This window comes from Tabrizicola thermarum (genome assembly GCF_003574395.1).
Classification (GTDB): Bacteria; Pseudomonadota; Alphaproteobacteria; order Rhodobacterales; family Rhodobacteraceae; genus Tabrizicola; species Tabrizicola thermarum.
Map to the genome: position 1 here is coordinate 26,509 of NZ_QMJY01000074.1, position 22,162 is coordinate 48,670.

General features: G+C 65.8%; 25 protein-coding genes. 19 read left to right on the forward strand and 6 right to left on the reverse strand.

Annotated features, from left to right (window positions below):
• The first annotated feature begins 79 nt into the window (after positions 1-79).
• The 19 genes from D5084_RS10840 to D5084_RS10930 all read left to right on the forward strand — a co-directional run bounded on the left by D5084_RS10840 (position 80) and on the right by D5084_RS10930 (position 15,460).
• Positions 80-1,258, forward strand: coding sequence for a phage portal protein (locus tag D5084_RS10840; protein ID WP_128515506.1), 1,179 nt, complete (start codon positions 80-82; stop codon positions 1,256-1,258).
• Complete coding sequence (locus D5084_RS10845; RefSeq protein ID WP_128515507.1) at positions 1,255-1,500, forward strand: GTA head formation protein, RCAP_rcc01685 family; 246 nt, start codon at positions 1,255-1,257, stop codon at positions 1,498-1,500. Before D5084_RS10840 ends, D5084_RS10845 begins: the two co-directional genes overlap by 4 nt.
• Positions 1,501-1,504: 4 nt before the next feature.
• On the forward strand, positions 1,505-2,056 hold the full coding sequence (locus D5084_RS10850; RefSeq protein WP_128515508.1) for an HK97 family phage prohead protease: 552 nt from the start codon (positions 1,505-1,507) through the stop codon (positions 2,054-2,056).
• A gap of 35 nt (positions 2,057-2,091) precedes the next feature.
• Positions 2,092-3,303: a phage major capsid protein gene (locus tag D5084_RS10855; RefSeq protein ID WP_128515509.1), complete on the forward strand. Its 1,212-nt coding sequence runs from the start codon at positions 2,092-2,094 to the stop codon at positions 3,301-3,303.
• Between the two features lie 77 nt (positions 3,304-3,380).
• A complete protein-coding gene (locus D5084_RS10860) occupies positions 3,381-3,977 on the forward strand; it encodes a head-tail connector protein (protein WP_128515510.1) in 597 nt (198 codons plus the stop codon).
• Positions 3,974-4,312, forward strand: a complete 339-nt coding sequence (locus D5084_RS10865) for a head-tail adaptor protein (RefSeq protein WP_128515511.1) — start codon at positions 3,974-3,976, stop codon at positions 4,310-4,312. The genes D5084_RS10860 and D5084_RS10865 overlap by 4 nt, the downstream gene beginning before the upstream one ends.
• Positions 4,309-4,704: a DUF3168 domain-containing protein gene (locus D5084_RS10870; protein WP_128515512.1), complete on the forward strand. Its 396-nt coding sequence runs from the start codon at positions 4,309-4,311 to the stop codon at positions 4,702-4,704. The genes D5084_RS10865 and D5084_RS10870 overlap by 4 nt, the downstream gene beginning before the upstream one ends.
• A gap of 82 nt (positions 4,705-4,786) precedes the next feature.
• A complete protein-coding gene (locus D5084_RS10875) occupies positions 4,787-5,200 on the forward strand; it encodes a phage major tail protein, TP901-1 family (protein WP_128515513.1) in 414 nt (137 codons plus the stop codon).
• Between the two features lies 1 nt (position 5,201).
• A complete protein-coding gene (locus tag D5084_RS10880; protein ID WP_128515514.1) occupies positions 5,202-5,522 on the forward strand; it encodes a gene transfer agent family protein in 321 nt (106 codons plus the stop codon).
• Positions 5,519-5,758: a rcc01693 family protein gene (locus D5084_RS10885; protein WP_128515515.1), complete on the forward strand. Its 240-nt coding sequence runs from the start codon at positions 5,519-5,521 to the stop codon at positions 5,756-5,758. The genes D5084_RS10880 and D5084_RS10885 overlap by 4 nt, the downstream gene beginning before the upstream one ends.
• Entirely contained in the window at positions 5,715-6,365 is a 651-nt protein-coding gene (locus D5084_RS10890) for an RcGTA-type gene transfer agent tail tape measure protein (RefSeq protein WP_128515516.1), read from the forward strand. The genes D5084_RS10885 and D5084_RS10890 overlap by 44 nt, the downstream gene beginning before the upstream one ends.
• A 9-nt stretch (positions 6,366-6,374) precedes the next feature.
• Complete coding sequence (locus D5084_RS10895; protein ID WP_128515517.1) at positions 6,375-7,007, forward strand: DUF2460 domain-containing protein; 633 nt, start codon at positions 6,375-6,377, stop codon at positions 7,005-7,007.
• Positions 7,004-7,900: a phage/gene transfer agent baseplate hub protein gene (locus D5084_RS10900; RefSeq protein ID WP_128515518.1), complete on the forward strand. Its 897-nt coding sequence runs from the start codon at positions 7,004-7,006 to the stop codon at positions 7,898-7,900. The genes D5084_RS10895 and D5084_RS10900 overlap by 4 nt, the downstream gene beginning before the upstream one ends.
• A complete protein-coding gene (locus D5084_RS10905) occupies positions 7,897-8,340 on the forward strand; it encodes an NlpC/P60 family protein (RefSeq protein ID WP_128515519.1) in 444 nt (147 codons plus the stop codon). The genes D5084_RS10900 and D5084_RS10905 overlap by 4 nt, the downstream gene beginning before the upstream one ends.
• On the forward strand, positions 8,341-12,234 hold the full coding sequence (locus tag D5084_RS10910; protein WP_128515520.1) for a baseplate multidomain protein megatron: 3,894 nt from the start codon (positions 8,341-8,343) through the stop codon (positions 12,232-12,234).
• Between the two features lie 197 nt (positions 12,235-12,431).
• Entirely contained in the window at positions 12,432-13,238 is an 807-nt protein-coding gene (gene cysE / locus D5084_RS10915) for a serine O-acetyltransferase (RefSeq protein WP_128515521.1), read from the forward strand.
• Positions 13,239-13,248: 10 nt separating this feature from the next.
• A complete protein-coding gene (locus D5084_RS10920) occupies positions 13,249-13,896 on the forward strand; it encodes a lysophospholipid acyltransferase family protein (protein ID WP_128515522.1) in 648 nt (215 codons plus the stop codon).
• Positions 13,893-14,837: a phosphatidate cytidylyltransferase gene (locus D5084_RS10925; protein ID WP_128515523.1), complete on the forward strand. Its 945-nt coding sequence runs from the start codon at positions 13,893-13,895 to the stop codon at positions 14,835-14,837. The genes D5084_RS10920 and D5084_RS10925 overlap by 4 nt, the downstream gene beginning before the upstream one ends.
• Complete coding sequence (locus tag D5084_RS10930) at positions 14,834-15,460, forward strand: CDP-alcohol phosphatidyltransferase family protein (RefSeq protein WP_128515524.1); 627 nt, start codon at positions 14,834-14,836, stop codon at positions 15,458-15,460. The genes D5084_RS10925 and D5084_RS10930 overlap by 4 nt, the downstream gene beginning before the upstream one ends.
• 86 nt (positions 15,461-15,546) lie before the next feature.
• On the opposite strand, the gene D5084_RS10935 is transcribed toward D5084_RS10930, so the two are convergent.
• The 6 genes from D5084_RS10935 to D5084_RS10960 form a co-directional block, all read right to left on the reverse strand.
• Entirely contained in the window at positions 15,547-16,884 is a 1,338-nt protein-coding gene (locus tag D5084_RS10935) for a pyruvate dehydrogenase complex dihydrolipoamide acetyltransferase (protein WP_128515525.1), read from the reverse strand.
• Positions 16,885-16,893: 9 nt separating this feature from the next.
• Positions 16,894-18,270, reverse strand: a complete 1,377-nt coding sequence (locus D5084_RS10940; RefSeq protein WP_128515526.1) for a pyruvate dehydrogenase complex E1 component subunit beta — start codon at positions 18,268-18,270, stop codon at positions 16,894-16,896.
• A 14-nt stretch (positions 18,271-18,284) separates the two neighbouring features.
• A complete protein-coding gene (pdhA, locus tag D5084_RS10945; protein WP_128515527.1) occupies positions 18,285-19,271 on the reverse strand; it encodes a pyruvate dehydrogenase (acetyl-transferring) E1 component subunit alpha in 987 nt (328 codons plus the stop codon).
• Between the two features lie 284 nt (positions 19,272-19,555).
• Entirely contained in the window at positions 19,556-19,801 is a 246-nt protein-coding gene (locus D5084_RS10950) for an FtsB family cell division protein (RefSeq protein ID WP_238382611.1), read from the reverse strand.
• Positions 19,802-20,002: 201 nt separating this feature from the next.
• Positions 20,003-20,887, reverse strand: a complete 885-nt coding sequence (locus D5084_RS10955; protein WP_128515529.1) for a fructose bisphosphate aldolase — start codon at positions 20,885-20,887, stop codon at positions 20,003-20,005.
• A 41-nt stretch (positions 20,888-20,928) separates the two neighbouring features.
• A complete protein-coding gene (locus D5084_RS10960) occupies positions 20,929-22,119 on the reverse strand; it encodes a phosphoglycerate kinase (protein ID WP_128515530.1) in 1,191 nt (396 codons plus the stop codon).
• Positions 22,120-22,162: the final 43 nt, after the last annotated feature.

Consider the following 22,162-nt stretch of genomic DNA (forward strand, 5'->3'; position numbering starts at 1 on the left):
GGAATTGCGGGTCATATGGCCGGGCGCATCAGGCAGCCCGGACGGTCGGGCACGGCCCGGGGCATGAAGGAGTGCGAGGATGGTCTTCGATTTTCTGCGGAAGGCGCCGGTGGCGGCGGTTCCGGAACGCAAGGCTTCGGCCGTGGGTCGGGTGATCGCCTGGGGAGCCGCGGGCCGCGTGGCCTGGAGCCCTCGGGACACGGTCAGCCTGACGCGGACGGGGTTTCAGGGCAATCCGGTGGGGTTCCGCGTCGTGCGGCTGATCGCCGAGGCGGCGGCGGCGCTGCCTCTGGTGTGCCAGACACATGAGCAAAGGTTCGAAAGCCATCCAGTGATGGACCTGATCTCGCGTCCCAATGGCGCGCAGGGGCGGGCGGAGTTTCTGGAGGCGGTCTATGGCTATCTGCTGTTGTCCGGGAACGCCTATGTCGAGGCGGTGCCGGGCGTCGGCGCGATGCCGGGCGAGCTGCATGTGCTGCGGTCGGACCGGATGAACCTGGTCCCCGGAGCGGATGGTTGGCCGGTGGCCTATGACTACACGGTCAGCGGACGGACGCATCGCTATGACGTGACGGGGGAGATGAGCCCGATCTGTCACCTCAAGACCTTCCATCCGCAGGACGACCACTACGGCTTTTCGCCGATGCAGGCGGCGGCGGTGGCGGTGGATGTGCACAACAGCGCTTCCAGCTGGTCGAAGGCGCTGCTGGACAACGCCGCGCGGCCTTCGGGGGCGATCGTCTACAAGGGCGCGGACGGGGCGGCGAGCCTGTCGTCGGACCAGTACGAGCGGCTGGTAGCCGAGATGGAGGCGCATCATCAGGGGGCCCGCAACGCTGGCCGTCCGATGCTGCTGGAAGGGGGCTTGGACTGGAAGCCGATGGGGTTCAGCCCCAGCGACATGGAGTTCCAGAAGACCAAGGAAGCCGCCGCGCGGGAGATCGCCATTGCCTTCGGCGTGCCGCCGATGCTTCTGGGCATCCCGGGCGACGCGACCTATGCCAATTATCAGGAGGCCAACCGGGCCTTCTTCCGGCTGACCGTGTTGCCGCTGGCGACCAAGGTCCTGGCGGACCTCGCGCATTGGCTGTCGCGGTTCGCCGGCGAGGAGGTGGACCTGAAACCCGATCTGGATCAGGTGCCCGCGCTGGCAAGCGAGCGGGACCAGCAATGGGCGCGGGTGGCGGCGGCCGATTTTCTGACGGTGGCGGAAAAGCGGATGCTGCTGGGTCTGCCGAAGCTGACGGAGGCGGAATGACCGCGCGACGGAGCGAGGGCGGATCGCGCTTTGTCTACGACAGTTTCGATGCGGCTGCGGCGCGGATCGAGGCGAACGAGCGCGTGGCGAACGAGCGCTGGGCGGCGCTGGAGTATCGGCTGGGGCTGATCGAGGCCACGCTGGAGCGGTTGGAAAAACGGATCTGGGTCGGCGTCTACGGTGTGGCGGCGTTCCTGTTGGCGCAGATGGCCGAGACGGTCATCAGGGCAGCGATGAGGTGAGGCGATGAGCGAATACGGAGCGCCGGAGCGGAAGTTCCAGCAGAGTGACGCGGGCCTGGTGGTGACAGAGGGCCATGTGGTGGAGGGCTATGCGTCCCTTTTCGGCAAGACCGACCAGGGTGGCGACATCGTGCAGAAGGGCGCCTATGCCTCGAGCCTGAAGCGGCTGGCTGCGCGGGGCGGGCGGGTCAAGATGCTGTGGCAGCACGATCCGGGCCAGCCCATCGGCGTCTGGGACGAGGTGCGCGAGGATGCCACCGGCCTCTGGGTCAAGGGGCGCATCCTGACCGAGGTGGAGCGGGGCCGCGAAGTGGCGGCGCTGGTTCAGGCCGGGGCGATCGACGGGCTCTCCATCGGCTATCGCACGGTCAAGGCGGAACGCGACGGCAAGGGCAAGCGCCTGTTGTCGGAGCTGGAGCTTTGGGAAGTGTCGCTGGTGACCTTCCCGATGCTTCCCGAGGCGCGGGTCGCGGCCAAGGCGGATGCCCTGGACGACGACTGGCGCGACATGGCGGCGGTCTTCGAGGACGCGCGCCGCAGTCTGGCCGGGCGATAGCGCGGCGTCCCAAGTGACAGAAGAAGGATGAAGAGATGACCGAGACGAAGGCTCGGGCCGGGGAAGGTTTGCCCCGTGCCCAGACTCTGACCAACCCGTCTCCGGCCGCCGAGGCGAAGGCGGCCATGACCGGGTTCCTGAACGAATTCAAACGCTTTCAGGACGAAGTGAAATCCACGCTGAAACATCAGGAAGAGCGACTGACCATGCTGAACGCAAAGACGATGGCCTATGGCCGCCCCGCACTTTCGGCCCGCGCGGAAACCGAGGCGCCGCATCAGAAGGCGTTCAACGCCTATCTGCGGACCGGGGACGATGACGGCCTGCGCGGCCTGACCCTGGAAGGCAAGGCGATGTCCACCGCCGTGGCCGCCGATGGTGGCTATCTGGTCGATCCGCAGACGGCCGACCGCATCCAGTCGCTGCTTCTGTCCACCTCCAGCCTGCGGTCGGTGGCGAATGTGGTGCAGGTCGAGGCGACCAGCTTCGACGTGATCGTGGACCGGTCGGAAGTTGGCTCGGGCTGGGCCACCGAAACGGCGGCCACGACCGAGACCGCGACCCCGATCATCGAGCGCATCTCGATCAAGCTGCACGAGCTGGCGGCGATGCCCAAGGCCAGCCAGCGCCTGCTGGACGACAGCGCCTTCGACGTCGAGGGCTGGCTGGCCGAAAAGATCGCCACCCGTTTCACCCGTGCCGAGGCTGCGGCTTTCATCAACGGCGACGGCGTGGACAAGCCGCGCGGCATCCTCTTGCCGACCAAGGTGGCGGATGCGACCTGGACCTGGGGCAACATCGGCTATGTGCCCACGGGGGCGGCCTCGGACTTTGCCACCACCAACCCGGCCGATTGCATCGTCAACCTGGTCTATGCGCTTGGCGCGGACTACCGGGCCAACGGCACCTTCCTGATGAACTCGAAGACCGTGGGCGCGGTGCGCAAGATGAAGGACGCGGACGGCCGCTTCCTGTGGTCGGATGGCCTGGCGGCGGGCGAGCCGTCGCGTCTGATGGGCTATCCGGTCGTGGTCAGCGAGGACATGCCGGATGTGGCGGCCAACGCCTATCCCATCGCCTTCGGCGACTTCCGCGCCGGCTACACCATCGCGGAACGCCCTGACCTGCGGATCCTGCGTGACCCGTTCAGCGCCAAGCCCAATGTCCTGTTCTACGCCAACAAGCGCGTGGGCGGCGACATCACCGACTTTGCGGCGATCAAGCTGCTGAAGGTCGCGGTGTCGTGACCTGCTGGCCCGGTCCCTTGAGGGGCCGGGCCGACCCTGTGCCCCAATCAGACGCGGCCGCTGGCGGAGAGTGACCCATGATGTTGACCGAAGAGACCCAGGTGCCCTTGGTGGCGCTGCCGGTGGAGGAGATGAAGGACCATCTGCGGATGGGGTCCGGCTTTGCCGATGACGGTCTGCAGGACGGGCTGATAGAGACCTATCTTCGCGCCGCGATGGCGGCGATCGAGGGGCGGATCGGCAAGATGCTGTTCCAGCGCCGGTTTCTGTGGGTGCTGGACTGCTGGCGCGACGACGAGCAGGCGCTGCCGGTGTCGCCGGTGTCGGGGATCGTGAGCGTCACGCTGGTCGACGCGGCGGGCGGTGAGGTCGTGGTGCCTGCCACGGCGTATCGGCTTGTCCCCGACCTGCATCGCCCGCGTCTTGCGGGAAAGGGCACGGGACTGCCGACGATCCCGAGCGAAGGTCTGGTGAAAATCGTTTTCGACGCCGGGTTCGGTGCGGCCTGGACGGATGTTCCGGTGGACCTGCGGCAGGCGGTGCTGCTGCTGGCGGGCGAATACTATGAGCACCGGCATGACGACGGCGCGCAGGCTGCCGGGCTGCCTTTCGGCGTCGTCACCCTGATCGAGCGCGGGCGGACGGTCCGCATCCTGGGCGGGGGCAAGAAATGAACGCCCCCCATCTGAACCGGTCGCTGGTGCTGGAGGGGGTTGTCCGGACCCCGGACGGCGCAGGCGGCTTCACGCTGTCCTGGACGCCGCTGGGCACGCTTTGGGCCGAGGTCCTGCCGGGGTCGGGCGGCGACACCCCGGGCGAAGAGCGGCTTCTTTCGGCCGTCCCCTACCGGATCACGGTCCGCGGGGCTCCGGTCGGGTCGGGGTCGCGCCCGGTGGCGGGGCAGCGGTTCCGTGAGGGGACGCGGCTGTTCCTGATCCAGGCGGTCACCGAGCGCGACCCGTTTGGCCGTTTCCTGACCTGTTTTGCCCGCGAGGAGGTGCCGAAATGAGCTATGGTGCAGCGCCCGCCCTGCAAACGGCGGTGTTCCAGCGGCTGTCGACCTGGCCTGCCCTGGCCGGGGTGGCGATCTACGATGCGGTGCCGCCGAACGTGACCGGGACCTTCGTCCTGCTGGGGCCGGAAGAGGCGCGCGACCAGTCCGACAAGTCGGGCGCGGGCGCCGAGCATCAGATGGTCATCAGTGTCATCACCGATGCCACGGGTTTTCTGTCGATCAAGACCATCGCTGCCGACATTTCGGACGCGCTGATCGGAGCGCCGTTGACCCTGAGCCGGGGCGCCCTGGTCAGCATGTTCTTCCTGCGGGCCATCGCCCGTCGGATCGAAGAGGGCGAAACCCGACGCATCGACCTGACGTTCCGGGCGCGGGTTCAGTTGTAGCGCCCATTATCCCCATCCTCTCTCCCCCTGCGGGAGAGGGGGGCGCCAGGCGCCACCTATCCCATCATGACGGAGAGCGAAGATGGCTGTGCAAAGCGGCAAGGATCTGCTGATCAAGATCGACCAGACGGGGGACGGCCAGTTCGTCACCATCGCGGGCCTGCGGGCAACGCGGATCAGCTTCAACACGGAATCGGTGGACGTCACCAGTCTGGAAAGCCAGGGCGGCTGGCGTGAGCTTCTGGCCGGGGCGGGAGTCAAGTCCGCCGCGATCTCGGGGTCGGGCGTGTTCCGCGACGAGGCGACCGACGAACGCGCGCGGCAGGTGTTCTTCAACGGCGAGATCCCGGATTTTCAGGTGGTGATCCCGAGTTTCGGAGTGATCGAGGGCCCGTTCCAGATCACCTCGATCGAATATTCGGGCAGCCACAACGACGAGGCCAGCTACGAGATGGCAATGGCCTCGGCCGGGGCGCTGACCTTCACGGCGCTTTGACATGGCGAACCCCTGGGCAGGTGAGGTCGCCATCGTCCTCGATGGACAGCGTCATGTGGCGAAGCTGACGCTGGGCGCGCTGGCCGAGCTGGAGGAGGCGCTGGAGACGGGGTCGCTTCTGGACCTGGTGCAGCGGTTCGAGGAGCGACGGTTTTCGACGCGGGACGTGCTGGCGCTGATCGTCGCGGGGCTGCGAGGCGGTGGCTGGCAGGGCACGGCGGCGGACCTGTTGCGCGTCGAAATCGGCGGCGGGCCGGTCGAGGCGGCGCGGGCGGCAGCCGAACTCCTGGCCCGGGCCTTCTCGCTGCCCGGCGAGCCATGAGCGGGATCGACTGGCGCGGTCTCATGCAGGCGGGCCTGCATGGGTTGAGGCTGGAGCCTGCGGTTTTCTGGCGGCTCACGCCGGTCGAACTGAAGATCATGCTGGGGCGGGAAGGTCTGGTCCCGCCCCTGACACGCGCGCGGTTGGCCGAGCTGGCGGCAGCGTTCCCGGATGTGAGGAAGGAACAGGGCGATGGCGGATATCGGAACGATGCAGGAGCAGCTGAGGGCGCTTGAAGCGCAGTTGGGGTCTTCGGTGTCGATGGTGGCGGCGTTCGACGGCGAACTGGCCCGGATGAAGGAGACGATGGTCTTCACCGGGCGCGAAGTGAACACGTTGTCGAACGGGATCAGCGGGGGCCTGCGAAAGGCCTTCGACGGGCTGGTCTTCGACGGGATGAAGCTGAACGACGCCCTGAAGACCGTGGCCAACACCATCGTTGACACGGTCTACTCGATCGCGCTGAAGCCGGTGACGAACGCGCTTGGCGGTTTTCTGGCGCAGGGCGTGGCCGGGCTGATGGGCGGGGGCATGCCCTTTGCCAAGGGTGGCACGTTCAGTCAGGGCAAGGTGATGCCCTTTGCCAAAGGCGGGATCGTCGGCTCTCCGACAACGTTTCCCATGCGGGGCGGGATGGGCCTGATGGGCGAGGCGGGCCCCGAGGCGATCATGCCGCTGGCACGCGGGCCGGACGGCCGGCTAGGCGTTCAGACGGCGGGAGGCCGGGCGGTGAACGTGGTGATGAACATCACCACCCCGGATGTCCAGGGCTTTCAACGCAGTCAAAGCCAGGTGGCTGCCCAGGTCAGTCGCGCGCTGTCGCGCGGCCAGCGGAACAGGTGAGGACGAGACATGGCCTTTCATGAAGTACGCTTTCCCGCAAACCTGAGCTTTGGCTCGGTCGGCGGGCCCGAGCGCCGGACCGAGATCGTCACCCTTGCCAACGGTTTCGAGGAGAGGAACACGCCCTGGCAGCACTCGCGCCGCCGGTATGATGCGGGTGTGGGTTTGCGGTCATTGAACGATATCGAGACGCTGATCGCTTTCTTCGAGGCGCGGGCCGGGCAGATGCACGGATTTCGCTGGAAGGACTGGTCCGACTACAAGTCATGCCTGCCTCTTGCGACGCCCACGCCAGAGGATCAGCTGATCGGGATCGGTGACGGCGTCACGACCGTCTTCCAGTTGCAGAAGACCTATGTTTCGGGCCTGCAAAGCTATACCCGGCCGATCCGGAAACCGGTCGCGGGCACGGTCCTTGTCGCCGTGGCCGGGGACCAGAAGATCGAAAGCCTTGAGTTCTCGGTCGATGTGGCGACTGGGGAAGTGGCATTCGTGCTGCCCCCGGACCTGGGGACCCGGGTCACCGCCGGTTTCGAGTTCGACGTTCCGGTGCGATTTGACGCCGACGCGATCCAGACTTCGGTCGCGTCGTTCCAGGCGGGCGACGTGCCGACCGTTCCGGTGGTGGAGATCAGGCTATGACGCGAGACGCGCTTCTTGACCATCTGGCAAGCGGAGTGACCACGGTCTGCCGTGCCTGGACCATCACGCGCCGCGACGGTCTGGTGCTGGGATTCACCGATCACGACCGCGAAATCGAGGTCGATGGCATCCTCTGTCGCGCGGACACCGGGATGACGGCGCGGGTTCTGAACCAGACCACAGGTCTGTCAGTGGACAATACCGAGGCCTTCGGTGCACTGAGTGCAAGTTCGATCACCGAAGCCGACCTTTTGGCGGGTCGGTTCGACGGGGCAGAAGTGAGGGCCTTTCTGGTCAACTGGCAGTCGCCGGGCGACTATATCGAGCAGTTCCGCGGGTATCTGGGTGAGGTGTCGCGGTCTGGCGGCGCGTTCAAGGCCGAGTTGCGGGGCCTGAGCGAGCGGCTGAACCGCCCCCACGGCTTGGCCTACACCCCGGGCTGTTCGGCAGTTCTGGGGGACGCGCGCTGTCGCTTCGATCTGGGGCAACCCGGCTTTTCCGTCGTTGCCACGGTGGACGTTGTCGACGAGGAGCGCGGATTTGTCCTGACCGGGGTGAGCGGTTTTGATGATCGCTGGTTCGAGGGCGGTCGGTTTGAAGTCCTGACCGGCGCCGCAGCTGGTCTGTTCGGTGTGGTCAAGAATGATCGGCAAGAGGGAAGCAGGCGCCTGATCGACCTGTGGCAGTCGATTGGGGCAGCGATGGTTGCCGGTGACACGGTCAGGCTCCAGGCGGGCTGCGACAAGACGACGACCACTTGTCGGACGAAGTTTGCCAACTTCCTCAACTTCCGGGGTTTTCCGCACATTCCGGGTGAGGACTGGCTGGCGTCGTATCCGGTGCCGGACCGTGCCGCCAGCGGAGCGACGCGGGTGGGCGGGAGTGTTCCATGACCGTGGCAGAGCGTGCGCTGGCCGAGGCGCGGGCCTGGATCGGCACGCCGTATCAGCACCAGGCCAGCGTCAAGGGGGTTGGGACCGATTGCCTTGGCCTGTTGCGAGGTGTCTGGCGGGCACTTTACGGAACGGAACCGGAAGAGGTTCCCGCCTACACCGAGGATTGGGCAGAGCCGACCCATTGCGAGGTGCTTCTGGCAGCGGCCTCGCGGTGGTTGATTGCCAAGGAATTGGCCCGGCAGGCGCCCGGCGACGTTCTGGTCTTCCGCATGAGGGACGGCAGTATCGCCAAGCATCTGGGTTTGCAGTCCCGGATCGGGGCGCATCCGCGGTTCATCCACTCTTACACAGGCCACGGCGTGATCGAGAGTTCGTTGTCAGCCCCCTGGCAGCGCCGGATCGCGGCGCGGTTTTGCTTTCCAGAAGGAGCCAGATGAATGGCGACATTGCTTCTTTCTGCCGCAGGCGCGGCGCTTGGCGCCGGTTTCGGCGGTTCGGTGCTTGGGCTTTCGGGGGCGGTCATCGGCCGGGCGATCGGTGCGACGATCGGTCGGGCAATCGACCAGCGCGTTCTTGGCGCAGGGTCCGAGCCGGTTGACATCGGCCGCATCGAGCGCCTGCGCCTGACCGGCGCCGGGGAAGGTGCGGCAATCGGGCAGATCTGGGGACGGATGCGCGTGTCCGGGCAGGTCATCTGGGCAACCAATTTCGTCGAAACGATCCGTCGCCGCAGGACCGGCAAGGGCGCCCCAAAGCCGAAGGTGAACGAGTACAGCTACTCTGTCAGCCTCGCGATCGCGCTTTGCGAGGGGGAGATCCTACGGGTTGGCCGGATCTGGGCGGACGGCAACGAGATCTCGGCCCGTGACCTTAACATGCGTGTTTATACCGGGAGTGAGACCCAGCTTCCCGACCCGTTGCTGGAGGCAATCGAGGGGAGCGGAAAGGCACCCGCCTATCGCGGTGTAGCTTACGTTGTGATCGAGGACCTGGAGTTGTCGTCCTATGGCAATCGGGTGCCGCAGTTCAGCTTTGAAGTCGTTCGCGCCGCGCAGGGGCCGGCGGTCCAGTCCTCGCAGACACTGGATCAGGTGGTCAGAGGTGTGGCGCTTATTCCCGGAACCGGCGAATACGGGCTGGCAACGACGCCGGTGCACTATGCCGAGGGGCTTGGCCGAAATCGGACGGCGAATGTCCATTCTCCGTCCGGAATGACGGATTTTGCGACCAGTCTGAGCCAGCTGACCGAAGAACTGCCGAACGTCGGGGCGGTCTCGCTGGTCGTATCGTGGTTCGGGGACGACCTGCGCTGCTCATCCTGCACGATCCGTCCGAAAGTCGAGCAGACGCTTCGAGACGGTGTCGGAATGCCGTGGCGGTCGGGCGGCATCACGCGCGCCCATGCGCAGGAGGTGCCGAAGGTCGATGGTGTCTCTGTCTATGGGGGAACCCCATCGGACGCATCGGTGATCGAGGCCATCAGGGCCTTGAGGGACAGCGGCAAGGAGGTGATGTTCTACCCGTTCATCCTGATGGACCAGGTTCCAGGCAATGTTCTGCCCGATCCGTGGTCGGGCGCGGTGACGCAACCTGCCTTGCCATGGCGCGGACGCGTGACGCTTTCGACGGCTCCTGGTCGTCCGGGCTCGCCCGATCGCACTGCGGCTGCTGCTGCAGAGGTTGCGGCTTTCTTCGGCGCGGCGCAGCCTGGTGACTTCGTCGTCAGCGGCGAAAGCGTCACCTATGCCGGACCGAACGACTGGGGGTTCCGGCGGTTCATTCTGCACTACGCTCATCTCTGTGCCGCTGCGGGAGGTGTGGAATCCTTCTGCATCGGATCGGAAATGCGGTCTCTGACGCAGATCCGGGGGGCGGGCGATGTCTTTCCGGCGGTGGTGGCGCTGAGGTCTCTGGCGGCGGATGTCCGGTCGATCCTTGGGCCGAACGTGAAGATCAGCTACGCGGCGGATTGGTCCGAATATTTCGGATACCACGTGGACGGGGACATCTATTTCCACCTTGATCCGCTATGGGCAGACCCGAACATCGATTTTGTCGGCATCGACAATTACATGCCCCTGTCGGACTGGCGTGACGGCGAGGATCATGCCGATGCCGGTTTCGGCTCGATCTACAACCCGGCTTACCTGATGTCCAACATCGCGGGCGGCGAGGGCTACGACTGGTACTATGACGGCACGGAAGGGGCGCTTGCCCAGCGGCGCCTACCGATCACGGATGGCGAATACGGCGAGCCCTGGGTCTTTCGCTACAAGGATATCCGGTCGTGGTGGTCAAACCTGCACTACGAACGGCGGAATGGCGAGCGCCTGTCAGAGCCTACGGCCTGGAGTCCTGCGTCCAAACCGATCCGTTTCACCGAATATGGCTGTGCTGCGGTGGACAAGGGCACAAACCAGCCGAACAAGTTCGTGGACGTGAAGTCTTCGGAATCCGGTCTGCCTGCCTGGTCGAACGGTCGGCGGGACGATCTCATCCAGATGCAGTATCTGTTGGCGATGGGGTCTTTCTGGTCAAAGGCCGAAAACAACCCGGTCTCGCCAGTCTATGCTGGGCAAATGGTCGACACGAGTCATGCCTATGCCTGGGCCTGGGATGCGCGGCCTTTCCCGGAATTCCCCGGGCAGTCCGACATCTGGAATGACGGAGACAATTACGCGCGCGGTCATTGGCTGAATGGTCGGGCCTCGAACCAGCCGCTCGCGTCCGTCGTGAGCGAAATCTGTCACCGATCCGGCGCAGACCAGATCGATGTGCAATTCCTGTTCGGACTGGTCCGGGGCTACCAGCAGGCCGATCTGGCAACTGCCCGCTCCAGTCTGCAGCCATTGATGCTGGCCTTCGGCTTTGATGCCTTCGAACGGGAGGGGAAAATTGTCTTCCGGACCAGGGATGCACGGCTTCAGGCCAGCCTTGGCCCGGATGACCTTGCCCTGTCGCCTGACATCGACGGCAGCATCGAAGCGACGCGCCTGGCCGAGTCCGAAACGGCCGGCACGATCCGCCTGGGTTTTGTCGATGCCCAGTCGAGTTACGAGGTCCGCGCAGTCGAAACCCGGTTCCCGGATGAAGAGGCACTTACCGTTTCGCAGACTGACTTGCCACTGGCCCTGACGCGCATCGAAGGGCTGACGGCTGTCGAGCGCTGGTTGGCCGAAGCGCGCGTCGCCCGTGACACGATCAGGTTCTCCTTGCCGAAGTCTCGGCTTTCCATCGGGGCCGGCGACGTCGTCGGCTATGACGGTCGGCGTTTCCGGGTGGACCGTGTCGAGCAGGCCGAGGGCCAGATACTGGAAGCCGTTCGGGTCGAACCGGGCGTCTATCTGCCCTCGGACCGCATCGACGAGACGATCTCGGTTCGCGCGTTCTCGGCGCCGGTCCCGGTTGTTCCGGTGTTCCTGGATCTTCCGCTTCTGACGGGAACCGAGGTCCCCCATGCGCCACATGTCGCCGTGGCCGCGCAACCCTGGCCCGGCACGGTGGCCATCTGGTCGTCTGCGGAAGATGCAGGGTATGAGATCAACCGCCTTGTCGCGGCCTCGGCCGTGATTGGCGTCACCGAGTCACCGATGACAGCACACCGGCCTGGGCTCTGGGACCGTGGGCCGCCGCTCCGGGTCAGGCTTGTCGGAGGAGAGTTGACGTCTGCCAGTGCGGTGTCGGTGCTGAATGGTGCCAATGCGATGGCCATCGGCGATGGCAGCGGCGCCAACTGGGAAGTTTTCCAGTTCCGAACGGCAGATCTCGTCGGGCCGGATACTTATGAGTTGTCCGAAAGGCTGCGTGGGCAGCTTGGCACGGACGGCGTGATGCCGTCCATCTGGCCCACTGGAAGTACGGTGGTCCTGCTGGACCTTGCCCTTTCGCAGCTTGACCTTGCCGCTTCTGCCCGCGGGCTTGCCCGCTACTATCGCGTGGGGGCGGCGTCGCGCGGCTACGATGATGTCAACACCGTCCTGAGGGTCGAGGCCTTCGACGGGATCGGGTTGCGGCCCTATCCGGTGGCCCATCTCCGCCCGACGGTCCTTGCCGGTGACGTGACCTTGACATGGAAACGCAGGACACGGATCGACGGTGACAGTTGGCAATCCTCGGAAGTGCCCTTGGGCGAGGAGACCGAAGGCTATCTGGTGCGGGTTCTGCAAGGGACGACCACCATGGCAGAATATTCGGTCAGTCAGCCGTCCTTCACCTATACTGCCGCGATGCGGGCAGCTGACATGGTTGCCGGGCCGTTCCAGCTGTCGGTCGCCCAGCTGTCGTCAAGTTTCGGGCCGGGGCCTTTCAGACAGGTCAACGTCGTCGTGTAGTGCCGCAGCCAGGACCTGGGAAATGCAAGGCGGCAGGCTGTTTTGAAAAGGCCTGCCGCCGCCGCGCAGCGTGAACGACCTTGGCTGACGGATGTCGTCCGGCCTCCATCACCGGCTGTGATGACTGGGGTCACGGAAATGCATCTCGAATGTCGCAACCGATGTGGTATGACTATGCCACAATCGGAGACGTCGCCATGCTTGAGACCAGACCAAGAGTTGCCGCGGTAGATCCGGTATGGCGGCGCGTCTGCGAAGAGGCGGTCGAAGCCATCCGCAATGAACCGCTGCTTGGCGGGCTCATCCATTCCGGGCTTCTCCACCATTCGTCGCTGGAACGCGCCTTGGCCTACCGTTTTTCGCTGAAACTCGCCTCGGGCGAGATGAGCGAGCAGATCCTCCGCGAAATCGCCGATCAGGCCTATGATGCCGACCCCGGGATCGGCGCAGCCGCACGCTCCGACCTGATGGCCGTGTACGAGCGTGACCCGGCTTGCCACCGCTTCCTGCAACCGCTGCTTTTCTTCAAGGGCTACCAGGCCGTCCAGGCTTACCGGATCGGCCATTGGCTTTGGCAGACTGGCCGCATCGATCTCGCCTACTTCGTGCAGATGCGGGTGTCCGAGGTCTTCGGCGTCGACATTCACCCCGCTGCCCGTATCGGCAAGGGGATCATGATCGACCACGCCCATTCCATCGTCATCGGGGAAACCGCCGTGGTCGGCGACAACGTGTCCATGCTGCATTCCGTCACCCTTGGTGGAACCGGCAAGGAGGACGGCGATCGGCACCCGAAGATCGGCGACGGTGTCCTGATCGGGGCAGGGGCCAAGGTGCTGGGCAATATCCGGGTCGGGCAGTGCTCGCGGATCGCAGCCGGGTCGGTGGTTCTGGAAGACGTGCCGTGCAATACCACCGTGGCCGGGGTTCCGGCTCGCGTGGTCGGCAAGGCCGGATGCGCGCAGCCGGCACTCAACATGGATCAGATCCTGAAGGCCGAATGACCGTCCAGGCATGATCGCGTCCCTACGCTCCTTCGCGGCAAGACTGACCGGTCTGGCGATCTCGACCTTTGCCCGTTTCATGACGGCGCCCCGGGCCATCTGGCACGGGATCGAACCCGTGCCGCGCCAGCGCGTCTACTTCGCCAATCACGCGTCGAACGGCGATTTCGTCCTGCTCTGGACCGCACTTCCCAGCCCCCTTCGCCGCCAGACCCGGCCGGTCGCCGCGCTTGACTACTGGTTGACCTCGCCCCTTCGCGCCTTCATCGGGCGCGATGTCTTCAACGCGGTCCTCATCGACCGCCGACCCGAGGCCCGGACCGAGGACCCGGTCGCCCAGATGGTCGCCGCCCTCGACCAGGGCTCCTCGCTCATCATCTTTCCCGAAGGCCAGCGCAACAGTTCCGACGCGCCGCTTCTGCCCTTCAAGTCAGGCCTTTATCACCTTGCCAGGGCGCGGCCCCAGGTGGACCTTGTCCCTGTCTGGATCGCGAACCTCAACCGCGTCATGCCAAAGGGTGAAATCATTCCCGTCCCCCTGATCTGCACCCTCACCTTCGGCGCTCCGATCCATGTCGAGCCCGAGGAGACCAGGGACGCCTTCCTCGCCCGCGCCACCCGGGCGCTTCTCGCCCTGACCCCCCCGGCGGCGGCATGACCTCCCCTCATCTCCTCTGGCTTCTGGCCGGCGTCGGCACGATCCTCGTCCTCGCCTCGGTGATCGGAGAGATCCTCCGCCTCCGTCTTTCCCCCGCCGGCGAAAACCCGGTGATCGAGAACCTGAACGCCCGCATCAATGCCTGGTGGGTGATGGTGATCTGCCTGGCACTTGCCTTCATTGCAGGCAAGCCGGGCGTCGTCCTCCTCTTCGCGCTCTGCTCCTTCGCCGCGCTGCGAGAGTTCATGACGCTGACCACCCACAACCGCGCCGACCACTGGTCGCTCGTCGCCTGCTTCTTCCTGATCCTGCCGCTGCAGTACTGGTTCATCGCCACGGACTGGTACGGGATGTATTCGATCTTCATCCCGGTCTACGCCTTCCTGCTTCTGCCGGTCGCCTCTGCCCTGCGCGGCTCCACCCGGGATTTCCTGATCCGCGTCTCGGAAACCCAGTGGGCGCTGATGATCTGCGTCTACTGCGCCAGCCACGTCCCCGCGCTCCTCTACCTGCAGATCCCGGGGTTCGAGGGCCGCAACGTCATCCTCATCGCCTACCTCATTTTCGTCGTGCAGCTTTCGGACGTGCTGCAATATGTCTGGGGCAAGCTCCTCGGCCGCACCAGTGTCGCCCCGACCCTCTCGCCCTCCAAGACCTGGGAGGGCCTGATCGGCGGCACCCTCTCGGCCACCGCCATCGGCACCGCGCTCTACTGGATGACCCCGTTCTCGCCCCTTGAAGCCGCAGGCATGTGCCTCCTCATCACGCTCATGGGCTTCTTCGGCGGCCTCGTCATGTCGGCGATCAAGCGCGACCGGGGGATCAAGGACTGGGGCCACCTCATCGCAGGCCACGGCGGCTTCCTTGACCGGCTCGACTCTGTGATCTTCGCCGCCCCCATCTTCTTCCACGTCACCCGCTGGGTCTGGTCCACGACATGAGCGACCAGAACCGCCGCCCGCTCACCTCGCGCAACTCCGCCTGGGCCGCCCGCCTCGCCTCCCGGGCCGTGGCAAGGGGGATCGCGCCGAACCGGATCTCCCAGGCCTCGATGGGCTTCGCCGCTGCGGGTTTCTTCCTTTATGCACTGTCCACGCAGGTCGCCGGGCTGACACAGTCCGTCTTCCTGATCGTCGCCGCCGCCACGATCCAGGCCCGCCTCGTCTGCAACCTGATCGACGGCATGGTCGCCATCGAGGGCGGCCGCGGCGCCAGGGACGGCCCCTTCTGGAACGAGGCCCCGGACCGCGTCTCCGATTTCCTCTTCTTCGCCGGCGCGGGCCTCGCCGCCGGGCACCCCTCCCTCGGCCTCCTTGTCGCCAGCCTCGCCATCGCCACCGCCTACATCCGCGAGCTTGGCCGCGCCGAGGGCTTCCCGCCCGACTTCTCCGGCCCCCTCGCCAAGCCGCAGCGCATGGCCATCCTCACCGCAGGCACTGTCCTCGCAGCACTTTTCGCCAGCGAGCGGATCCTGACCGTCACGCTCTGGATCGTCGCCCTTGGCACCGCAGCAACGATCCTCCGCAGGTCCTCGACCCTCATCGAAAAGCTGAAGTCGCGGTAAGAAAAAGGGGACCTTCCGGCCCCCATTTGCTCTTTTCGGAAATACTCCACGGGGGTGCGGGGGTGTGAAACCCCCGCTCCGCCGGTTCAGGCCAGCATCACCATCGGGTTTTCCAGCGCCTCGATCACGGCCTTCAGGAACTCGGCCCCCAAGGCCCCGTCGATCACCCGGTGATCCACCGACAGCGTCATCGACATGACCGTCGCCACCCCGATGGTCCCGTCCGCCATGACGACTGGCTTCTTCACGCCCGCGCCCACGGCGAGAATCGAGCCATGCGGCGGGTTGATGACCGCGTCGAAATTCTCGATCCCCATCATGCCAAGGTTCGAAATCGCAAAGGACCCGCCCTGATACTCGTGCGGCGCCAGCTTCTTCGACTTCGCGCGGGCGGCCAGGTCCTTCATCTCTGCCGACAGAGCACTCAGTGACTTCTTCTCCGCATCGCGCAGGACGGGGGTGAACAGGCCCCCGTCCACCGCGACCGCCACCGCCACATCCGAGGGCTTCAGCCGCAGGATCCGGTCGCCCGCCCAGACGGCATTGGCATTCGGCACCGCCTGCAAGGCCATCGCGCAGGCCTTGATGATGAAGTCGTTGACCGACAGCTTCACCCCGCGCCCTTCCAGCTGCCTGTTCAGCTGCTCGCGGAACGCCATCAGCGCATCCAGCCGCACCTCGCGGCGCAGGTAGAAATGCGGGATGGTCTGCTTGGCCTCGGTCAGCCGCGCCGCGATGGTCCGGCGCATCCCGTCCAGCGGCACTTCCTCGAAAGGACGATCCGCATACATCTTCAGCACGGTCTCCGCCGCCATGCCCGCAGGCATCGCCGTCGCCGCCGCTGCCGGAGCCGCCGCCGGGGCAGGGGCCGCCTTCGGAGCCTCGGCAACCGCCGCCGCCGCCGCAGGCTGCACCGCCGCCGGGACCGCGCCCTCGACGTCCGCCCGCACGATCCGCCCATGCGGGCCCGAGCCTTTCACCGTCGTCAGGTCCAGCCCCTTCTCCCGGGCAATCCGCCGCGCCAGGGGCGAGGCGAAGACGCGCGCAGCACCCGCAACCGGGGCAGGGGCCGCGACCGGCGCAGCCACCGGGGCCGGTGCCGACGCGCCGCCCGACGAGGCCCCGGCCGAAACGGCGGACGAGGGGGCTTTGGGCGCCGCGACCGCAGCCGAAGCATCCTCTCCCTCATCCAGCAGCACAGCGATGGGCGTGTTCACCTTCACCCCCGCAGTCCCCTCGGCCACCAGGATCTTGCCGACGACCCCCTCGTCGACCGCCTCGAACTCCATCGTCGCCTTGTCGGTCTCGATCTCGGCCAGGATCTGGCCCGACTTGACCACATCCCCCTCCTTGACCAGCCACTTGGCCAGCGTCCCCTCTTCCATCGTCGGGGACAGCGCAGGCATCAGAATTTCGGTCGCCATGGCTTCACCTCACCGGTAGCAGACGGATTTGACGGCGGTCACGACTTCCGCCGGGGTGATCAGCGCGAACTTCTCCAGGTTCGCCGCATAGGGCATCGGCACATCCTTGCCCGTGCAGGTCACGACCGGAGCGTCCAGATGATCGAACGCCCGCTGCATGATCGTCGACGCCAGATGGTCGCCGATCGACCCCACGGGGAAGCCCTCCTCGACCGTCACACAGCGGTTGGTCTTCATCACGCTGGCCAGCACCGTGTCATAGTCGATGGGCCGCAGCGTCCGCAGGTTGATGACCTCGGCGCTGATCCCCTCCTTCGCCAGCTCTTCCGCCGCCGCCATGGCATGCGAACAGCCGATCCCGAAGGACACCACCGTCACATCCGTCCCTGGCCGCAGGATGCTTGCCTTGCCGAAGGGAATGGTGAAATCGCCGTCCACCGGCACCTCGAAGGACCGCCCGTAGAGGATCTCGTTCTCCAGGAACACGACCGGGTTCGGGTCCCGGATCGCGGTCTTGAGCAGGCCCTTCGCATCCGCCGCCGTATAGGGCATGCAGACCTTCAGCCCCGGGATCGCCGCATACCAGGCTGCGAAGTCCTGGCTGTGCTGCGCACCCACCCGCGCTGCCGCCCCGTTCGGGCCGCGGAACACCATCGGGCTGCCCATCTGGCCCCCCGACATGTACAGCGTCTTGGCCGCCGAGTTGATGATGTGGTCGATTGCCTGCATCGAGAAGTTGAAGGTCATGAACTCGACGATCGGCTTGAGGCCGCCCCACGAGGCCCCGACCCCGATCCCGGCAAAGCCCATCTCGGTGATCGGCGTGTCCACCACCCGGCGCGGCCCGAACTCGTCCAGCAACCCTTGGGAAATCTTGTAGGCCCCCTGATACTCGCCGACCTCTTCCCCCATCAGGAAGACCGTCGGATCGGCGCGCATCTCCTCGGCCATCGCCTCGCGCAGGGCCTCGCGCACCGTCATCGTCTTCGTCGGACCCTCGGGCAGGTCGGTGTGCGGCCATCCAGCCGCCGCCACCGGGGCAGGTGCCGCCGCAACCGGGGCCGCCGCAACCGTCGCCGGGGCCGCCGCCGCCACCGCCACAGCGGCTGCCGCCGCAGGCTTCGGTGCATCCGACACCGACTCGCCCTCCTCGACCAGCACCGCGATCGGCGTGTTCACCTTCACCCCCGCCGTGCCCTCGGCCACGAGGAGCTTGCCGACGACACCCTCATCGACCGCCTCGAACTCCATCGTCGCCTTGTCGGTCTCGATCTCTGCCAGGATCTGCCCCGACTTGACCTTGTCGCCTTCCTTCACCAGCCATTTGGCCAGCGTGCCTTCCTCCATCGTGGGGGACAGCGCGGGCATCAGAACTTCGGTTGCCATGTCTCTCTCCCCCCTTACACCGTGATATCCGTCCAAAGCTCGGACAGGTCCGGCTCCGGGCTTTCCTTGGCGAATTCCGCACTTTCGTTCACGATCGCCTTGATCTCCTTGTCGATGGCCTTCAGCTCCTCATCCGAGGCGAGGCCCCCCTGCGTCAGCAGGTCCCGGACATGCTCGATGCAGTCCTTCTCGGTCTTGATCTTCTCGACCTCCTCGCGCGTGCGGTATTTCGCCGGGTCCGACATCGAGTGTCCACGATAGCGATAGGTCATCATTTCCAGGATATAGGGGCCCTTGCCGGCCCGGCAGTGCGCCACGGCCTTCTCGCCCGCCGCCTTCACCGCCAGCACGTCCATCCCGTCCACCTGCTCGCCCGGGATGCCATAGGCAAGGCCCCGGCCATACAGCGTCGTCGATTTCGTGGACCGCTTCACGCTGGTCCCCATCGCATACTGGTTGTTCTCGATGACGAAGATCACCGGCAGGTCCCACAGCTCCGCCATGTTGTAGGTCTCGTAGACCTGGCCCTGGTTGGCCGCGCCGTCGCCGAAATAGGTGAAGGTCACGTTGTCGTTGCCCAGATACTTGTCCGCAAAGGCGAGCCCGGCCCCCAGCGGCACCTGAGCGCCAACAATCCCGTGCCCGCCGTAGAAATGTTTCTCTTTCGAGAACATGTGCATCGAACCGCCCTTGCCCTTGGAATAGCCCCCGATGCGGCCGGTCAGTTCTGCCATCACCCCCTTCGGGTCCATGCCGCAGGCCAGCATATGTCCGTGGTCGCGGTAGCTCGTGATGCGCTTGTCGCCCGCTTTCGCGGCGGCCTCCAGGCCGACGACCACCGCTTCCTGCCCGATATAAAGGTGGCAGAATCCGCCGATCAGGCCCATGCCGTAAAGCTGCCCCGCCTTCTCCTCGAACCGCCGGATGAGAAGCATCTCGCGGTAATATTTCAGCAGGTCGTCCTTCGAGACATTCGGTCTCGCGTCGGGCTTCTTGGCCATCGGGCTCCTCCCTGGGGCTTTGCAGGTGCAGAAAATAGTTTAGCGTTAAACCATCCATACAGCATCGGTGTTTATTGGGTCAAAAGAAATCTCGCGGCCAGGTTGGCAGCGCGCGACATGGCACCCATGCACGGCGGGCAGGGCTTGGGGATGCGATCCGCCTCACAAAGTCAACACCGGATCGCGCCTGCGCGCGCATGAATGGACCTCATGGGCCTTGCAGACGCCGGAAATTCGCCGAAGTCCGCGCCGGTTCCGATGATTATGGCAGCGTTCGCAGGGGCTTAGCGGATGGCGATCTCATCCGCTCGCATGTAGCCCAGCACGTCGCGGGCCTGCTGGTCCAGCAGATCGAGGTCCAGATAGGTGTCCGACAGCCGGTGCGTCAGGTTCTGCATCTCGGCCAGTTCCGCCGTCAGCCGGTCCCGCTCCGCTTCCAGAGAAGCCGCCTCGGCCTTGATCGCGACGCGGGCGAACATGCCGTAATCGCCCTGCACTGCGGCAAAGGTGAAATAGACCCCAAGAACCATGGCGAAGGCCAGATAGACCAGCCCGCCATAACCGCGTTGCGTGTGTGCTGCCGACATGCGCCCTACTCCGGCCCCTCTGCCGGGGACCTGCGTCGAATCATGGCACAGACCGAATCGCTTGTGAATCCCGAAAATGCACAGCCTTCAAAGGCTTGATCGAACAGGGGGCCTAGGGCCCCCGATGCCGTCCGCCCGAAGCCGTCAGGTAATCGAGGCCGCGTAGATCCCGTCCACCGCGCCTTGCAGCACGCGGTCGAACTCGGCATCCGACTGCCGGGCCGACAGCCCCTCGGTCAAGGCCCGGCTGAAGCTGGCGATGATCCCGTGGTTCTGCGCCAGGATCTCGTTCGCCTTGTCGCGGGAATAGCCGCCCGACAGCGCCACGACCTTCAGCACCTTCGGATGCCTTACCAGCGGCTGGTAGAAATCCGGCACCGTGGGCAGCGACAGCTTCAGCATCACCTGGCCGTCAAGCCCTTCCAGATGCTTCAGGATTTCCTCCTGCAACATCGCCTCGGCCTCGGCCTTGTCGGGAATCGAGATCGTGACCTCCGGCTCGAGGATCGGCATCAGCCCATGCGCCGCCACCTGCCGGCCGATCTCGAACTGCTGCGCCACGATGGCGGCGATCCCCTTGCGGTTCGCCGCATTGATGACCGACCGTTCCTTGGTGCCGAAAATCCCCGCCTTCACCGCGCGGTCCAAAAGCGCGTCGAGCCCCGGGATCGGCTTCATCAGCTGAACCCCGTCCGCTTCCGGCTCCAGCCCCTTGTCGATCTTCAGGAACGGCACCACGCCGCGCTTTTCCCACAGGTAGGTCGCCGTGGGGATGCCGTCGATGGTGCGGTCCATCGTCTGCTCGAACAGGATCGCCCCCACCACCTTGTCGCCGGTGAAGGCGGGGGACTTGATGATCCGCGCCCGCATCGCATGGATCAGGTCGAACATCTCGTTTTCGCCGGAATATTCGCTTTCCGAAATCCCATAAAGTTTCAAGGCCTTGGGGGTCGATCCGCCCGACTGGTCCAGCGCGGCGATGAAGCCCCGCCCGTTGCGCACCTGTTCGGTCATCTTCGCGTTGGTCATGTCCGTCTCCCGACTGTCCGTGCTGGCATAGACCCTGCGGCCTAGCCCATCAAGGCCTTCACGCCCGGCAATTCCTTGCCTTCCATCCATTCCAGGAAGGCCCCGCCAGCCGTCGAGATGAAGGTGAAATCTTCAGCCACCCCCGCCGCGTTCAGCGCGGCTACCGTATCGCCCCCGCCCGCCACCGAGATCAGCTTGCCCTCGCGCGTCAACCGCGCCGCAGCCTGCGCCGCCGCATTGGTCGCGGCATCGAACGGCTTGATCTCGAAGGCGCCGAGGGGCCCGTTCCAGATCAGCGTCCGCGCCTCGGCAAAGACTGCCTCCAGCCGCGCCACCGTCTCGGGCCCGGCATCCAGGATCATCGCATCCGGCGGGCATTTGTGCACGCTGACGGTCTGGCTTTCGGCCCCCGCCTTGAACTCGCGCGCGACGACCACATCCACCGGCAGGTGGATCTGGCAGCCCGCCTTCTGCGCCCGGTGCCGGATCTCGCGCGCGGTTTCCGCCATCTCGCGTTCCGCCAGGGACCGGCCCACCTCGATCCCCTCGGCCACAAGGAAGGTGTTCGCCATCCCCCCGCCGATCACAAGATGATCGACTTTGGTCACGAGGTTCGCCAGAAGCTCGATCTTGGTCGAAACCTTCGCGCCGCCCACCACCGCCACCACCGGCCGCTGCGGATTGCCCAAAGCCGCCTCCAGCGCGCGCAGCTCGGCCTCCATCAACCGGCCCGCCGCCGCAGGCAGCAACCGAGCCAGCCCCTCCGTCGAGGCATGCGCCCGGTGCGCCGCCGAAAACGCGTCGTTCACATAGACATCGCCCAGCTTGGCCATCTGTGCGGCCAGGTCGGGGTCGTTCTTCTCCTCGCCCGGATGAAAGCGGGTGTTTTCCAGCAGCACGACCTCGCCCGGCCCCGCCTTGGCAATGGCCGCGGCCGCCACATCCCCCACGCAATCCGCCGCAAAGACGACCTTCCGCCCCAGCGAGCCCGCCAAGGCGTCCACCACATGCGAAAGGCTCATCTCCGGCACCACCTTGCCCTTCGGCCGGTCGAAATGCGCCAGAAGCACGACCTTTCCGCCCTTCGCCACGATGTCGTCGACCGTCGGCCTGATCTTGTCGATCCGGGTCATGTCGGTGACACGGCCCGCCTCCATCGGCACGTTGATATCCACACGCACCAGAACGGTCTTGCCGCCAAGCTCCATGTCGTCCAGCGTTTTCCAGGCCATCCGCGTCTCTCCATCCTTTGGGGTGCACATCGCTTTTGGCGCG

What these genes read in the sequence shown, in the direction of transcription:
- D5084_RS10900 (WP_128515518.1), top strand. Translation starts at nt 7,004, where the DNA reads ATGACGCGAGACGCGCTTCTTGACCATCTGGCAAGCGGAGTGACCACG.
- D5084_RS10960 (WP_128515530.1), bottom strand. Translation starts at nt 22,119, where the DNA reads ATGGCCTGGAAAACGCTGGACGACATGGAGCTTGGCGGCAAGACCGTT.
- D5084_RS10935 (WP_128515525.1), bottom strand. Translation starts at nt 16,884, where the DNA reads ATGGCGACCGAAATTCTGATGCCTGCGCTGTCCCCGACGATGGAAGAG.
- D5084_RS10885 (WP_128515515.1), top strand. Translation starts at nt 5,519, where the DNA reads ATGAGCGGGATCGACTGGCGCGGTCTCATGCAGGCGGGCCTGCATGGG.
- D5084_RS10920 (WP_128515522.1), top strand. Translation starts at nt 13,249, where the DNA reads ATGATCGCGTCCCTACGCTCCTTCGCGGCAAGACTGACCGGTCTGGCG.
- D5084_RS10895 (WP_128515517.1), top strand. Translation starts at nt 6,375, where the DNA reads ATGGCCTTTCATGAAGTACGCTTTCCCGCAAACCTGAGCTTTGGCTCG.
- D5084_RS10840 (WP_128515506.1), top strand. Translation starts at nt 80, where the DNA reads ATGGTCTTCGATTTTCTGCGGAAGGCGCCGGTGGCGGCGGTTCCGGAA.
- D5084_RS10845 (WP_128515507.1), top strand. Translation starts at nt 1,255, where the DNA reads ATGACCGCGCGACGGAGCGAGGGCGGATCGCGCTTTGTCTACGACAGT.
- D5084_RS10925 (WP_128515523.1), top strand. Translation starts at nt 13,893, where the DNA reads ATGACCTCCCCTCATCTCCTCTGGCTTCTGGCCGGCGTCGGCACGATC.
- D5084_RS10955 (WP_128515529.1), bottom strand. Translation starts at nt 20,887, where the DNA reads ATGACCAACGCGAAGATGACCGAACAGGTGCGCAACGGGCGGGGCTTC.
- D5084_RS10905 (WP_128515519.1), top strand. Translation starts at nt 7,897, where the DNA reads ATGACCGTGGCAGAGCGTGCGCTGGCCGAGGCGCGGGCCTGGATCGGC.
- D5084_RS10875 (WP_128515513.1), top strand. Translation starts at nt 4,787, where the DNA reads ATGGCTGTGCAAAGCGGCAAGGATCTGCTGATCAAGATCGACCAGACG.
- D5084_RS10855 (WP_128515509.1), top strand. Translation starts at nt 2,092, where the DNA reads ATGACCGAGACGAAGGCTCGGGCCGGGGAAGGTTTGCCCCGTGCCCAG.
- pdhA (WP_128515527.1), bottom strand. Translation starts at nt 19,271, where the DNA reads ATGGCCAAGAAGCCCGACGCGAGACCGAATGTCTCGAAGGACGACCTG.
- D5084_RS10930 (WP_128515524.1), top strand. Translation starts at nt 14,834, where the DNA reads ATGAGCGACCAGAACCGCCGCCCGCTCACCTCGCGCAACTCCGCCTGG.
- D5084_RS10860 (WP_128515510.1), top strand. Translation starts at nt 3,381, where the DNA reads ATGATGTTGACCGAAGAGACCCAGGTGCCCTTGGTGGCGCTGCCGGTG.
- D5084_RS10890 (WP_128515516.1), top strand. Translation starts at nt 5,715, where the DNA reads ATGGCGGATATCGGAACGATGCAGGAGCAGCTGAGGGCGCTTGAAGCG.
- D5084_RS10870 (WP_128515512.1), top strand. Translation starts at nt 4,309, where the DNA reads ATGAGCTATGGTGCAGCGCCCGCCCTGCAAACGGCGGTGTTCCAGCGG.
- D5084_RS10880 (WP_128515514.1), top strand. Translation starts at nt 5,202, where the DNA reads ATGGCGAACCCCTGGGCAGGTGAGGTCGCCATCGTCCTCGATGGACAG.
- D5084_RS10950 (WP_238382611.1), bottom strand. Translation starts at nt 19,801, where the DNA reads ATGGTTCTTGGGGTCTATTTCACCTTTGCCGCAGTGCAGGGCGATTAC.
- D5084_RS10940 (WP_128515526.1), bottom strand. Translation starts at nt 18,270, where the DNA reads ATGGCAACCGAAGTTCTGATGCCCGCGCTGTCCCCCACGATGGAGGAA.
- D5084_RS10850 (WP_128515508.1), top strand. Translation starts at nt 1,505, where the DNA reads ATGAGCGAATACGGAGCGCCGGAGCGGAAGTTCCAGCAGAGTGACGCG.
- D5084_RS10910 (WP_128515520.1), top strand. Translation starts at nt 8,341, where the DNA reads ATGGCGACATTGCTTCTTTCTGCCGCAGGCGCGGCGCTTGGCGCCGGT.
- D5084_RS10865 (WP_128515511.1), top strand. Translation starts at nt 3,974, where the DNA reads ATGAACGCCCCCCATCTGAACCGGTCGCTGGTGCTGGAGGGGGTTGTC.
- cysE (WP_128515521.1), top strand. Translation starts at nt 12,432, where the DNA reads ATGCTTGAGACCAGACCAAGAGTTGCCGCGGTAGATCCGGTATGGCGG.